Origin of the sequence: Limnohabitans sp. Rim11 (assembly GCF_001269365.1) — a bacterium.
Taxonomy (GTDB): domain Bacteria; phylum Pseudomonadota; class Gammaproteobacteria; order Burkholderiales; family Burkholderiaceae_C; genus Limnohabitans_A.
Map to the genome: position 1 here is coordinate 133,240 of NZ_CXOM01000003.1, position 14,978 is coordinate 148,217.

Annotated in this window: 7 protein-coding genes; 6 read left to right on the forward strand and 1 reads right to left on the reverse strand. The window is 53.1% G+C overall.

What is annotated here, in order from left to right; all coding sequences use genetic code 11:
• The first annotated feature begins 23 nt into the window (after positions 1-23).
• Complete coding sequence (locus tag AMM03_RS09725) at positions 24-308, forward strand: TIGR03643 family protein (protein WP_090131067.1); 285 nt, start codon at positions 24-26, stop codon at positions 306-308.
• A gap of 22 nt (positions 309-330) precedes the next feature.
• Here AMM03_RS09725 and AMM03_RS09730 read toward each other — a convergent pair whose 3' ends face one another.
• Complete coding sequence (locus AMM03_RS09730; RefSeq protein ID WP_090131546.1) at positions 331-2,148, reverse strand: DEAD/DEAH box helicase; 1,818 nt, start codon at positions 2,146-2,148, stop codon at positions 331-333.
• A gap of 287 nt (positions 2,149-2,435) precedes the next feature.
• Between AMM03_RS09730 and AMM03_RS09735 the strand changes: the two genes are divergently transcribed.
• The 5 genes from AMM03_RS09735 to recD all read left to right on the forward strand — a co-directional run bounded on the left by AMM03_RS09735 (position 2,436) and on the right by recD (position 14,967).
• Positions 2,436-3,281: an ABC transporter substrate-binding protein gene (locus AMM03_RS09735; RefSeq protein WP_228764645.1), complete on the forward strand. Its 846-nt coding sequence runs from the start codon at positions 2,436-2,438 to the stop codon at positions 3,279-3,281.
• Positions 3,282-3,305: 24 nt separating this feature from the next.
• Positions 3,306-5,900, forward strand: a complete 2,595-nt coding sequence (locus AMM03_RS09740; RefSeq protein ID WP_090131069.1) for an ATP-binding protein — start codon at positions 3,306-3,308, stop codon at positions 5,898-5,900.
• A gap of 75 nt (positions 5,901-5,975) precedes the next feature.
• Positions 5,976-9,359: an exodeoxyribonuclease V subunit gamma gene (recC, locus tag AMM03_RS09745; RefSeq protein WP_090131071.1), complete on the forward strand. Its 3,384-nt coding sequence runs from the start codon at positions 5,976-5,978 to the stop codon at positions 9,357-9,359.
• Complete coding sequence (recB, locus tag AMM03_RS09750) at positions 9,356-12,988, forward strand: exodeoxyribonuclease V subunit beta (RefSeq protein ID WP_090131072.1); 3,633 nt, start codon at positions 9,356-9,358, stop codon at positions 12,986-12,988. The genes recC and recB overlap by 4 nt, the downstream gene beginning before the upstream one ends.
• Positions 12,985-14,967, forward strand: coding sequence for an exodeoxyribonuclease V subunit alpha (recD, locus tag AMM03_RS09755; RefSeq protein WP_090131073.1), 1,983 nt, complete (start codon positions 12,985-12,987; stop codon positions 14,965-14,967). Before recB ends, recD begins: the two co-directional genes overlap by 4 nt.
• The last annotated feature ends 11 nt before the right edge of the window (positions 14,968-14,978 follow it).

The following is a 14,978-nucleotide window of genomic DNA, read 5'->3' on the forward strand; positions in this document are numbered from 1 at the left end:
AACCGCAATTAGCCGCAATCAACATGCCCAAATCGATTGAATCTTCCACACCCTTGAGCCCCGGCGATATTTCGGCGGTCATTCAAATGGCTTGGGAAGATCGAACCACGTTTGAAACCATCTTCGAAAGAACGGGTGTGACCGAACCCGGCGTGATCAAAATCATGCGGGCCGAACTCACGGCCAGTTCATTCAAAATGTGGCGCACCAGAATGCGGGGCAGGGTGACCAAGCACCGCGAATTACGGAGCGCCGAGATGAAATTCGATGATCGGGCCATTGCCGACCATCGAAGGGCTAATTGCTAATGAAGCGTTGAGCTGCTGCTGATCAACGGCCGAACGAACGGCCACCGCCGCCGCCGCCGTAACCGCCGCCGTAACCGCCGCCGCCGCCAGAGCGACCACCACGGCCACCGCCACCACCGCCGCCACCATGGCGGCGAGGACCACCACGGCCACCGCCTGCCAAGCTGTCAATGCTGGTGCGTGTTGGATCGGGTTGACCACCTCCACCACCGCTGTTGCGACGGGGTGCACCTTGACGGGCAAATTGGTTGGTCATGAGCGGATCAATGTGACGTGGCAATTCGTCGCCTCGAGGGCCACGGTCATTGCGTCTGTCGTTGTTGCGGTCATTGCGATCGTTGAAACGATCGGAAGGCGCGCCATCAAAACTTCTCTCGGGACGATCTTGACGATCACCGCGTGGGCCTTGAGCAGGACCGCCGCGACGTGAGGGGGGAGGACCATTGCGTGAACGACCTGCCGCACCTTCGGGGCGAGCCTGACCACCGCCACCGCCACCGCCACCGCCTTGGCCACCAGAGCGACCCCCACGGCCACCCCCTTCACCAGCAGCACCCTTAGATTCACGAATGCGTTGCATCATGTCGGAGCGCGCTGCTTTGGCCGCAGCTTGCATCACGTCACGGCTTGGGGGACGGCCTGCACCGCCCCACAAAGTTTGACGACCCATGGCAATGGGTTCGGCTTTTTCGCCGGCCTCAGGGCCAAAGCCTTCCAAAATTTGGACTGGAATTTCTTGCTTGGTGAAGCGTTCGATTTCCATCATGAAACCTTCTTCGTCCAAGCACACCAAGCTCACGGCTTCGCCACTGGCGCCTGCACGGCCGGTACGGCCAATGCGGTGCACGTAGTCTTCAGAGACGTTTGGAATTTCGTAATTGACCACGTGGGGCAAGTCTTCAATGTCAATGCCGCGAGCGGCAATGTCGGTGGCCACCAAGGCGCGAATGTCGCCGCTCTTGAAACCCGCCAAGGCTTGTGTGCGAGCGGTTTGGCTTTTGTTGCCGTGCAAGGCCATGGCCTTGATGCCATTCTTGGTGAGGTAATCGGCCACATTGTTGGCGCCAAACTTGGTGCGCGTGAACACCAGCACTTGGCTCCAATTGTGTTGGTTGATGATGTGCACCAGCACTTCTTTTTTCTTGCCGCGGCCCACGGGGTGGATCACTTGAGAAATGCGTTGTACGGTGGTGTTGCTGGGCGTGACTTGAATGCTTTGTGGGTTCTTCAAGAGCGTTGCAGCCAAGTCGCGAATTTCATCGCTGAAGGTGGCAGAGAACAACAAGCTTTGTTTGTCTTTGGGCACCAAGGCCAAGACTTTCTTCACGTCATGGATGAAGCCCATGTCAAGCATGCGGTCGGCTTCGTCCAAGACCAAAATTTCAATGCTGGACAAGTCAAGCAGGCCTTGGCCTTGCAAGTCCAGCAAGCGGCCGGGGGTGGCCACCAAAACGTCAACGCCGCGCTTGACGCGATCAACTTGGGGCTTCATGCCCACGCCACCAAACACCACGGTGGATTGGAGGCTGAGGTATTTGCCGTAATCTTTGACCGACTCTTCAACTTGAGCAGCCAGTTCACGGGTGGGGGTCAGGACCAAAGCGCGGATGGCTTTGCCGCCAAATTTGTTGCGGCCCGCTTCAGACAAGCTGAGCTTGTGCAGGATGGGCAGGGTGAAGGCGGCCGTTTTGCCTGTACCGGTTTGGGCGCCAGCCAACAGGTCGTGCCCTGCCAAGACGATAGGGATCGCTTGAGCCTGGATGGGCGTGGGTGTGTCGTAGCCTTGCTCTTGCACGGCTTGCAGAATGGCCGGAGCCAAATTCAATTCTTCAAATGTCATGATGGCGCGCCAAAAAAGGCGCATGGCATCGGTTTGTCAGGCTGTTGGGTAACAGCCGCCAGTCAAAGACCGATGGGATTCACAGGTGGGCATGGAAACCACAGGCGAAAGCCTGGGTCAAACCCCAGCAGAAGTGCTGATGTTGCGGCAACTGGAGGCGGCAACAGGCAGATTGTCGCATGAAACTGTAAACTCGCAAATTAATCCAAAAGGATGAATAAATGCCATGGATAGAATTTTTTGGTGTTTAATTTAAAGTAGATACCTAAACCATTGAATTCATCTACATGAACACACCTCTCTACAAAGTCAAATGGACGTCTGTCCGTTGTGCAGGTTTTCAAAGCTTGATGCAGGTCATGCTTTGCATGGGATTTGTGTTCGGGGGCTTTAACGCAATGGCTCAGACCAATCGCCTGGACAAGGTCGTGCAAAGCAAAGAGTTGCGCGCTTGCATTTGGCCCGAGTACTACAGCATCACCTATCGCAACCCCAAAACACGAGAGCTCTCTGGTATTGATATTGCCTTGACCCAAGAGTTGGCCAAAGAATTGGGAGTCAAAGTGCGTTACGTCGACAGCAGTTTTGCCCAGCTGTTCGAGGCGCTAGAACAAGACCGGTGCGACATTGCGACCCATGCCATCGGCATTACTGCAGAGCGTCTGACTCGTCTGCAGTTTTCACAAGCCTACCTCAAGAGTGGTCTGTTTGCCGTCGCGCAAAAAAACAGAGAAACCGTGCAGACCTGGGACAGCTTGGACCAACCAGGCCGTGTGATTGCAGTGGCCGCTGGGACCCTCATGGAGGGCATCATGGTCAAGTCTTTGAAGAAAGCCAAGTTGATCAGAGTGCAAGCACCTGGCACACGCGAACAAGAAGTTTTGTCGGGCAGGGCAGATGCGTTCATGACAGACTACCCCTACAGTTTGCGCATGATTGAACTCACCGATTGGGCTGCCGTCATTCCCGCCCCTAGCACTATGCCTGCAACTGAATATGCGTATGCCTTTGCTAAGGGGGACAACAGTTTGTTGCTGCGTGTTGACGCATTCTTGACTGAGGTGAAAAAAGATGGTCGCTTGTTGCAATATGCCAAGCAACACAATCTAGACCCCATTGTTGTTTTGAAATAAAGCACAGCGCCAAACAAATTGTCCATGGGATCTGAGAACCAAACTACAAACGCATCGGCTGCTGCGGGCGTCTATCGCTTTGGTGCTTCTGTCGCCTTGTTTATCCTTTTGGTGACCTCAGTTTATTTGTGGCAAGACAGAGCCACTGCGTTTGAAAGAGAACAAGCTAGGGGTGAATTGCTGACGCGCATCTTGTTTAACCATGTCAGCCGAACCTTGGAGTCCACAACAACCCTGATGGCTTTGGCCAATCAATGGTCTGATGCTGACTTTCAAGACCAGACCAAACTGCAAACTGCCATTGAGAAATCAAGTTTCATTCGTTCTCTGTCCATGTTGTCTGAAGACGGCAAAGTAATGGCCAGTTCTGAATCCGGCGTTCTAAAACAATCATTGAAGTGGGCGTCGATCGGACTCGATCGAGAAGTTGGCAATGATCTGACAGCCGGTCGTTGGCAACCTTCCCGAAACCTCTCAGACTTGATCATGGCGCAGAACAGTTTGCGCCATATTTCTGTGTTGCCTTTGTCTATGCGAATGCAAAGGGGCGATGGACAAGGGGTGCGATGGTTGGCCTTGATCAATCCAAACGACTTGATTGATGGCTTTGCACAATCGGTGGATGCCAATTGCGACGCTGTTTACGTATTTGATTATGCTGGGCGAATTTTGGCCAGTAGCTCTCAACGTTGGTATCCCACCGACCAAGTTTTTAAAAATATGCCAGCGGTACAGAGCGTGGCCAAAAATCAAGATTTTGGCCGCTATTTTCAATCCCAAACAGACGAATTCAATAAGACCGAACATTTAGAAGTTCATTTCCGAACCTCTGCCAATTTGCCTGTTACCGTGGCTGTCGCCCTCTCACGCAATCGCCTGGAAGCGCAGTGGTGGTTGGATGCCAAAGGCATCATTGCCCTGGCTGTTTTCATGCTGACGGCGACATTTTGGTTAACACGCCAAATTGCAGGCATTTGGATTCGTCGCGAGAAAGATCGCTTGGCCATGTCGAGTGCTTTGAACGCAGCTGAAGCTGCCAACCAAGCCAAGTCCTCTTTCTTGGCGCAAATGAGCCACGAAATTAGAACGCCTATCAATAGCATGGTGGGTATGACCGAATTGGCCCTGGGAACGCCGTTGAATCCAGAGCAAAAAGGCTATTTGGAAATGTCGCGAACCGCGTCCAAAAGTTTGCTTCGACTCATTGATGATATTTTGGATTTCACCCGCTTAGGTGCCAATCGATTGATCTTGGAGCGAACGGCGTTTGACTTGCACACCGCTTGTCAGCAAGCCATGAAAGGCTTTGCATTTCAAGCGGAGCAAAAAAACATTGGTTTGTATTTGGACATTGAGTCCGGTGTACCCCAAAGGGTGGTGGGTGACCCCTTGCGTCTGGGGCAAGTCATGCAAAATTTGTTGGGCAATGCGCTCAAATTCAGTGAGACCGGATGGGTCAAGTTGCGAGTTCAAAATCTCACGCCAAACGACTCTAAAGTTAGATGCTCATTTGAAGTCAGTGACACAGGTGTTGGCATTCCTGAAGAAAAAATGGGCATGATTTTTTCACCCTTTAGTCAAGCCGATGCCACTGTGAATCGCAAATTTGGCGGCAGTGGCTTGGGCCTTTCGATTGCCAAAAACTTGGTCAATTTGATGGCGGGTCACATCAAAGTCAAGGCCAGAGAGGGGGGTGGAAGTGTTTTTACTTTCACGGCCGAATTTGAAATGGCCATTGAACAAGCACCCGCCGTCGATGCTTCAGGTCATTCAACGGCAACCCATACTTTGGATGATTTATCGCATGCTGTGGATGTGGTGTTGGTGGAGTCCAATCCGTTTGCCCGTGAAATTCTGAGAGATTTGTTGGCGGGGCAGCAAATTACGGCCCAAGAAGTTGTCACACCAAACGCCTTGCAAACGCATGTCGATGAATGGCTCAAGCAGGGTATCGTCCGTCAAACTTTATGGGTCATTGACCACAGCATGCTGGCTTTTATTGAACCCGCGTTCATGCTGGCCCAAGCACCCGGTAAGTGGCGACTCCTGTCTTGGGTGGTACTGTCCGATTTTGGTTTGAATCACGATGTTCAAAACTTAAGTGCACTGGCCAGAACACTGGGCGTCAAAGTGACCAGCTTGCACAAACCGGTCACGGCACTTGAGTTGCGCACAGCCTTGGTCAACTTAACGCGGCGTGATGAGGTAGGTGAGCAAATCGAAGCAGTGCAAGTGGCCAAGGTGCCACATGCGGGGCATGTCTTGGTGGTAGAGGACACGCCCATGAATCAACAGTTGGCCAAGTGGACTTTGGAGAAACTAGGTTGCACGGTCGACATTGCCGAAAATGGTGATATTGCGTTGCAGAAAATTCGTGCAAAAACCTACGATTTAATCCTCATGGACCTGCAAATGCCAGGCATGGATGGTCTGACAGCCACTTATGAAATCAGGCGCATTGAAATTACCGAAGCCTTGAAGATGACACCCATCGTGGCCATGACGGCCCACGTCTTGGACGAAGACCGCGTGTTGACACAAAAAGCGGGCATGCAAGACTTTTTGATCAAACCAGTTTCTGCCGATGAATTCCAGCGGGTTTTAAAGCGTTTTTTATAAACTGGCTCAGCCTATGAGCCTGCGATCGGTCAATAATTAAGACCTGATTCACATTCAACCCTTCCAGACGCTTTGATGGCCCACGCATTTCAACCAGGATTCATGGTGTTCCATGGCAACCGCCTGGAAGACTTGCGCGATCTCACGGTTGGTTTGCTGCAAAACAACCCCTTGCCACCCTTGGTGCCAGAAACCCTGCTGGTCCAAAGCAATGGCATGAAGCACTGGCTCGAGATGGCATTGGCGGATGACGCCGCCATGGGCATCTGTGCTGCTACGCATACAGAGTTGCCATCCAGTTTTATTTGGCGCATGTACCGTTTGGTTTTAGGCGCCAACGTGGTGCCTGCTTCGATGCCTTTCGACAAGCAAGCCCTGGTCTGGCGACTTTGGCGCTTATTGCCCGAGTTTGCAAAGTTGCATCAGGTTGAACCCCTGCTGTCCTATGTCAAAAATGATCCATTGGGCAGGCAGCGCTATCAGCTGGCGCAGCAAGTAGCCGATGTCTTCGACGGCTATCAAAGCTACCGTGCCGATTGGTTGAGCGATTGGGCCAATGGTCGTTTTGTACTGCACCACCAAGGGGTGCGAAAAGCCTTGGCGGCAGACCAAGTGTGGCAAGCCCAACTGTGGCAATTGTTACAACAAGATGTGCGGCAAACACAAGCGCCCGTATTGGCCACGCAGTGTCAATCACGGGCCGATGTGCATGATCTATTCATGCGCAAGGTTCAGCAAACTGGTGCCATTCAACCCGATGGCTTGCCGCCGCGCATTGTGGTGTTTGGTATTTCCAATTTGCCCATGCAAGTGGTCGAGGCCTTGGCCGCATTAGGTCGTTGGTCGCAAGTCATCATGATGGTGCAAAACCCTTGCCAAGAATATTGGGGCCATGACATGGACTTGGTGGCACAACAGCATTCATTGCTGGCGTCGTGGGGTCAGCAAGGCCGAGATTATTTGCACGCCCTCGAGCGCTTTGACCAGCCCGAAAATGCCTTGAGCTTGATGAGCAAACAAAGCTTCTTTGTAGATCCCGCAGATTTGTCAAGCAACGCGCAGCCCACAAGACTTCAGATCATTCAGTCTGACATCCTCACTTTGAATCCCATGCCAGATGAGCCGCTTCAAGTGGCGGACGATGGCAGCATTCAGATGGTGCAAGCACATTCGGCGCAGCGCGAAGTAGAGATATTGCACGACCAGCTTTGGGACTGGTTCGACCACAACCCCACTTGGAAGCCTACCGATGTGATGGTCATGGTGCCCGACATGGCCACCTTTGCCTCGCACATTCAAGCGGTGTTTGGCCGCTTTCCGCCCAAGCATCCCCGGCACATTCCATTTTCTGTGGCCGACACCACGCCCAGGCAAGTGCCCTTGGTTCAAGCGCTTGAGTTTTTGCTGAATTTGCCCGAGGCGCGCGTCACTTTGTCGGAGTGGCTCAGTTTGTTTGAAGTGTCGGCGGTGCGCACCAAGTTTCAAATGGACGAGGCCGATGTGCAAACCCTCAAAAGCTGGTTGCAGTCTGCGGCTGTGCGTTGGGGCCTAGACCCAGCACACCGACAAAAGTGGGGCGTACCAATCGACATGCCCCATGCACAACAAAATACCTGGGCATATGGCCTGCAGCGATTGCTGTTGGGGTATGCGGCTGGGCAAGCCGAGGGCAATGCGCCCTGGCAGGGCGTTATGCCTTTGCCGCAAGTGGCGGGTTTGAGTGCCCTCAAGGTGGGCCATTTGGCAACTTGGATTGATGCTGTCGCCATCACTCTTGCAAAGCTGAATGCGCCTCACACGCCTGCTGAATGGTCAGCGGTCATGCATGATTTGATCGCTAGATTTTTTGAAGCCGACAATGAAGCCGACGAGCGCATGCTGTTGCGCTTGAAGCAAGAACTCACGCAGTGGCAGTCGCTTTGCGAACAAGCCGGACTGAATGAGCCTTTGCCTCTTACAGTGGTTCGGGAGCACTGGCTTTCTGGCCTAGAGTCTGCCGGCCTGCAGCAACGCTTCTTTGGTGGCGGCGTGCAGTTTTCCACCCTCATGCCCATGCGTGCCATTCCCTTCAAGGGCCTTTGCTTGTTGGGAATGAATGACGGTGCTTATCCACGGCAAAGCACGCCACGCGATTTTGATTTAATGACTGAGCATTGGCGCGCTGGCGATCGCTCGCGACGTGAAGACGATCGTTATTTGTTTTTAGAAGCTTTTCTGTCGGCGCGTGAAAAGCTCTACATCAGCTGGCAAGGGCGCAGGTCAACCGACAATCAGGCCATGCCGCCCTCGGTGTTGGTTTCTCAATTGCTTGACACCCTCAAGGCAAAATTCACACCAGAAATCGAAGCCAAGTTACAACCTTTGCAAGCGTTTTCTGCCAAATACTTTCATGCCGACGCTGAATTTTTTACCTACGCAGACGATTGGGAAAAAGCACAGCGTGGTCCTTCAATGGATCTTGAGTCAGACGCAACCGCTTCACAGAACGAAGTAAGCGTGCCCACCATGTCTGAGTGGCCCCTGAAGGAGTGCATGCGCCTGCTCAAGCAACCCGTCGAGGTTTATTGGCGAAGCCGCTTGGGCGTGCAATTGAGCGGCCCAGAAGACGCATTGCAAGACGATGAAAATTTTGCACTTTCAGGTCTCGATCGATATGCCTTAGGCCGCGCCTTGTTGGAGGCCCCTGACATAGACCAACAAAGAGACGCAGAGATCTTGATGGGCCAGTTGCCCATGGGCGCGGCAGGGCAAGGCGTATTGAATCAGCAATACGCTGCAGCGCAGCGTGTCAAAGACCGTGCCGCAGATTATTTGGAACGCTACGACACAGCCTTGCCAACGCAAACCATCGAAACCACCTTGTCCATGCCTTGGGGTGATGTGCGCGTCAGTGCCGAAATTGCCAACTTGCGGCAAAGCGATTCAGGATGTTTGCAAATGACCACTCGCCCTGGCGCTGTGGCCACGGGGCAAAAAGACCAGCAGACGGCGCGCGCCGATGTGTTGGTCAACTTGTGGCCTAACCATGTGTTGTTGTGTGCTGCAGGTTGGCAAACGCATTCGGTGGCCGTGGGCCTTGATGGCGTTGCAGTGTTGCCAACACTGCCAGCAAAAACTGCCAAGCAATTGCTTGCAAAATGGTTGAATGTTTACACGCAGGCTTGGTCAAGCCCTTTGCCTGTTACCTTCAAGGCCGGTTTGGCATTTGTCACAGAGCAAGCAAAGTTGGATCAGTCGGACAAGAAGTTGGATCCCGATCAAATCACAGAGCTAGCTTTGGACAAAGCCAGCAAGGCTTTCAGTGACAGCTTTTCAGAAGACACCGACCATGCACGTTCTTTGTATGTGCAGCGATCCTTCGATAACTTTGAACCCTTGCGCACGGGCCTACCTGAATGGGCCAAGCTCATGTATGAAGATTTGCTCAATGCAGCCACCATGGAAGGGGGGGCAGTATGAGCGCATTGACCACGCACAAGCTCAATGTTTTGACATTGCCATTGAATGGTATTCAACTGATTGAAGCCAGCGCAGGCACTGGCAAAACTTGGACCTTGGCTGCACTTTATGTGAGGTTGGTGTTGGGGCATGGCTGGCAAGGTGAGGGGCTCATGCCGCCACAAATTTTGGTCATGACCTTTACGGAGGCTGCTACTGCGGAGCTCAGAGATCGCATCCGTGCACGCTTAACCCAAGCCGCCCAATTCTTCAGCGGCAAGGTGCAAGACACCGATGATTTTCTGTTGCACCTTCAAGCATCGCTTGGTACCGACAACAACAAGCAACATGCAGCCCGCCTAGAAGAGGCTGCGCAGTGGATGGACGAAGCGGCCATTTACACCATTCACAGCTGGTCCAGCCGCATGCTCCGGCAGCATGCCTTTGACAGTCAAAGCTTGTTTGACCAAAAACGCTTAGACGATGCACCCGCTTTAAAACTGAAGCTGGTCAAAGATTACTGGCGTGAATTTGTCTATCCCCTTCAAGGCAAACAACTGGGCGCAATGAAAGACTTAGGCGCTACGCCCGAAGCCTTGCTGAAAAACATCCAGCCTCTGTGGCAGAAGTTTGAAAAATCGCCAGGTGGTTTTCCAGATGTATCGCAAGACCCAAATCCCAAGGCTTCTTTCGATGCTTGGGCGCACTGGCAAGAAACCTGTGAGCAGTTCGAGATAAGCGCTCGGCAATTATTGGCATCGAACATGCAAGTTGCATTGCACCAAATGGTTCATGCGCTGGCCAATGATTTGCGAGGCAACATCTACCTTGCCAGAAGACATGGCTATTTCATTTCGCATCTGTCGGAGTGGGCCTCTGGCGAAGAAGCCGACATCGATACCCTGAAAAAATTCACGTTCGAAAAACTCAATGGCAGTTTGAAAAAAGAGGCCGATCCTATTGAAGATCCGCACGGCATTTGGAGCGCTATTGGTCAATGGATGAGTTGCATAGACGCAGAGCCCAAAGTGGGCGTTGAGTTGCTTCAGCATGCAGCCGTCAAAGTAGGGCGCGCCTATTTGCATCAAAAGAAAAATTTGGCCAGTTTCGATTTTTCTGATTTGCTACAGCGCTTGCATGCAGCACTTCATGTGCCGGGCAGTCGTTTGCCCGAGATCATTCGTGCGCAGTTTCCAGTTGCATTGGTGGATGAGTTTCAAGATACCGACCCTTGGCAATATGAATCTTTGTCTCGAATTTATGGCGATCAGTCATCGGCCGCCCAAGCCCAAGATGTACCTTCCAGTGCTTTCTTGATGATTGGCGACCCCAAGCAAGCCATCTACAGTTTTCGCGGTGCCGACCTGCAAACTTATTTGAATGCACGCCATGCCGCGCAAGCCATTTGGACCTTGACAGAAAATTTCCGTTCTAGCCAAGAGGTGGTCAATGCGGTCAATCATTTGTTTGGTTCAGCAAAGGCCCCGTTTGGTGAAGTACCGTTTGAACAGGTTCAGACCCCAACACCCGCCAAGTCCCAAAGTCTAAGTTTTGCCAACGGCCAAAAAGTGCCCGCCCTCACTGTGTGGCACCTGAATGCTGAAAAGCCCCTCAGTGGCACGCACTACGGCGACGAAATGGCGCATATTTGCGCCACACAAATGGTTGACCTGCTCAATCAGCAACTTTCAAAGCCAGGCGATATGGCTGTCTTGGTTCGTGATGGCAATGAGGCCAAAAAGATTCGGCAAGCCTTGGCGGCGCGTGGTGTGCGCAGTGTGTATTTGTCAGACCGCGACAGTGTTTATGCCACCCGCGAAGCGCTCGATTTGGCTTGTATCTTGGAAGCGGTCTTGCAAGCACGCAATGCCAAGTTGCTGCGTGCAGCGCTCACCACCCGTACGTTGTGTCTCAGCCTTGCCGAGATAGAGCAAGTCTTCAATTCTGAAGATGCGTGGGACATGTGGGTGGAACGCTTCAATGCATGGCGCACCACTTGGCAGCGCCAAGGCTTTTTGCCCATGCTCTACAGAATGGTCCACGAGCAAGACATTGGCCGGCGCATGCAGGTGCAAGGCGATTCGGCCGAAAGGCGTTTAACCAATCTCTTGCATTTGGGAGAGTTGTTGCAATCTGCCAGCCTCAGTTTGCAAGGCGAGACAAGCTTGCTTCGATTTTTGACTGATCAATTGGCCAATCCGCAAGCCCAAGGCGAGGCGGCACAAATGCGACTTGAAACCGATGCCCAATTGGTGCAGGTCATCACCTTTCACAAGGCCAAAGGTTTGCAATACCCCTTGGTGTTTTTGCCTTTTGTGTCCAACTTCAGGGAAGACAAAGACGAGTCACTCAGAACCCCTGAAGAGCGTCTTCAAGAAGACATCCGTTTGTTGTATGTGGCGCTTACTCGCGCGCAGCAAGCCATGTGGATGGGCGTTGCCAAACGCAAAGACGACTTTAAAGCCAAAGAGTCCTCGCCCCAAAGCGCTATCAGTGTTTTGCTGGGTCGATCATCTGCCGAAGACTTGCAAGAAAAGTTGCAGCAGTGGGCAACATGCAGTGACATCGCGGTAGTGTCTGCACCAGATGCCAATGACATCCTGTATGTGCCGCCTCAGGTGCCACATCAAAATGCGCCAACGACCGCAAGACAACCCACACGCACACTGCCGCGCGCAGGCTGGACCGCCAGCTTCAGTGCACTGACACGCAATTTGTCAGACACCCAACTACCTTCCTCAGATTCTGGTTTGGCCCGAGAAGATCGCTGGTTAGATTCTCAAATCGACAACCCAGTTGCAAAGCCAGACGACTTGCTAGACGTTGACGCGAATACAAATGCAGACGCTGCGCAACCTGTCTTCAACGCTTTTCCCGCTGGCAGTGCTTACGGAACCTTATTGCACGACATCTTTGAGTGGCAACTCAAAGAAGGCTGGCCTTTGTTGCAAGACGACCTGTCGGTCTCTGCCGAAACGCAACTCCGCTGGCAGCGCTGGTGGCAAACCCAAGCCGACAGCTTGCAGCTCAACCCCGAGCACCAAGCCCTCTGCCTGCAACTCATCCGCCACTGCGCCACCGAGCCATTGAATCCATTGGGGTTAAGTCAATTGGGGTCAGATCAACATTGTTTGAGTCTCTCCAAACTCAATGCACAAAATGCATGGCCTGAAATGGGCTTCACGTTCAAAACGCATGGTGTGCCGACGCATGAAATTGATCGCCTCATCAGCCAATCGCTTCACCCAGATCAAACACGCCCAAGCCTGCAAGCGCAGCAGTTGAATGGTTTGCTCACGGGTTTCATGGACATCGTGTTGGAACATCAAGGGCGGTATTACGTGCTCGATTACAAATCGAACAAGTTGCCCGAGTACACCCCCGACAGCATTATGGGCAGCCTACTCAGCCACCGCTACGACGTGCAATACACCTTGTACATCTTGGCTGTGCATCGACTCTTAAAGTCGCGATTGAAACATTACGATTACGAACAGCACATGGGCGGCGCCATTTACCTTTACCTGCGCGGTATCGATCAGGTGGGGCAGGGCGTGTATTTCAACAAGCCGCCCTTTGAACTGATTCAAGCACTAGACGATGCCTTCAAAGCCCATCATTCAACCGCTTTGCCAGGGGTGATGACATGACCCAGCAAGCCCAAACTAGGCCTGTGCCGAACGCACCCCAGCCCTTATCGGGCACTGCTGCATGGCCGTGGACTGCATTGGATGTGGCGTGGTTGCAATTTTTAAAATTGCATCAAGCCAGTACCGAGCCCTTGCATGATTTGTTGGCCTTGTTGGTCAGCCATCAGATGGGACGTGGCCATGCGTGCTTAGACCTTGACGTCTTGTGGCAAGACGCAAAGCAGTTGCTAGACTGGTCCGATGCGCAAGTGAGTGCGCTGAAGCAATTTGCAGCGCCATCAAATCAAGCGCCTGTCGATTTGTTTTCAGAGGCAGCCAATCCTTGGATTGAGGCTGCCAAAACATTGCCTTGGGCCATGGGTGAACATTCGCCCATTGTGTTGTCTACACAAGCGAATGGCCAAGCTCATGGCAAAGCGCATCGCGTTTACCTAAGGCGCGCGTGGCAAGCTGAGCAATCTATTCAAGCCGCCATTCAATTGCGTTTGGCAACGTCATTTGACGTGCCACAAGACGCTGATCACAAGTTGGATGCATTGTTTGGTCCTTTGACAAAAGAAACTGATTGGCAGCGCATCGCTTGCGCCAAAGCCTTGCGAGCGGGCCTCACGCTCATTACGGGGGGGCCAGGCACAGGCAAAACCACCACGGTAGTTCGCTTGCTTTCTTTGCTTCAACGTGCCGCCAACGACCGTGAGCAAGTGCTTCGAATTCATTTGGCCGCACCCACAGGCAAGGCGGCCAGCCGCTTAAGCGCATCCATTCAATCGGCCTTGGCCGGTTTGCCAGATGGCTGGGCCGAAGGCATTCCTTCGCATGCCGTCACCTTGCACCAACTGTTGCAATACAACCCAGACGCCGCAGCTAGGCCTGCGCCCATCTTGGCAACCGACTTGGTGGTGGTGGACGAAGCCTCCATGATTGACCTCGAACTGATGGCCCGTTTGATGAAATGTGTGCCGCCTCATGCGCGCTTGGTTTTATTGGGCGACAAGGATCAATTGGCTTCTGTGGAGGCAGGGGCCGTATGGGCGCAATTGTGTGAGGGTGCTGCGCAGTCAGATGACAGCACCCAAGCGCACAACGCCCAGCCCTATGCCTTGCCGGAGCAAACAGCGGTATTGCATGTGAGCCGTCGTTTTGATGCCAACAGCGCCATCGGCCAATGGGCCAAACTGATCAATGAGGGCCAGCAGCAAGCACTCAAGGCGCAGTGGCAAGCATTGTCCACGGCAGATGCCTTGCCGTCCCATGCTCGTCCTGAAATGCAGCGCTGGCCGGATGCCTGGCGAGGGAGATCGCAAGGTCAGTTGCAATCTGAAGTGGTCAAGGCGCTTCAACAAGGCTGGTCACCTTGGCTGACTTTGTTGCGTCCTCTGCAGCAAGTTGATGCGGTTTGCGACAACGCACAAGCACTTCAGTTGCTGAGTAGCTTCAGTCAATTTCAAGTGCTGTGTGCACTTCGCCAAGGGGCTTGGGGTGTGCAAGCGCTCAACGAGCGCATTGCTGTGGCACTGGGTTTAACCCCCAACCATGACAAAAATTTTCATCAGGCTTCAGCGCAAGAAGCTTGGTATGTGGGGCGCCCCATCATGGTGACGCGCAACGACTATCACTTGAACCTGATGAATGGCGATGTAGGCCAATGCTTGCCAACACCCAATGGTTTGCGTGTGGCTTTTCCAGATGGCAAGGGCGGCGTGAGATGGGTCTTGCCCTCCAGGCTAGATGCTGTTGAAACTGTGTGGGCCATGACCGTTCACAAATCACAAGGTTCTGAATACGACCATGTGCTGATGGTACTCCCCGATCGGGAGGCACCTGTACTAACGCGCGAGTTGCTCTACACCGGTGTCACCCGTGCAAAATCTCGGCTGACTTGGTGGGTGCCCAATCCCGCTGTTTTGTTTTCTGCGGTGACGCAACGCGTCACCCGAAGCGGCGGTTTGTCGGATGGCCTGTTTCATCGGTCAAAATAGGCGCATTAACA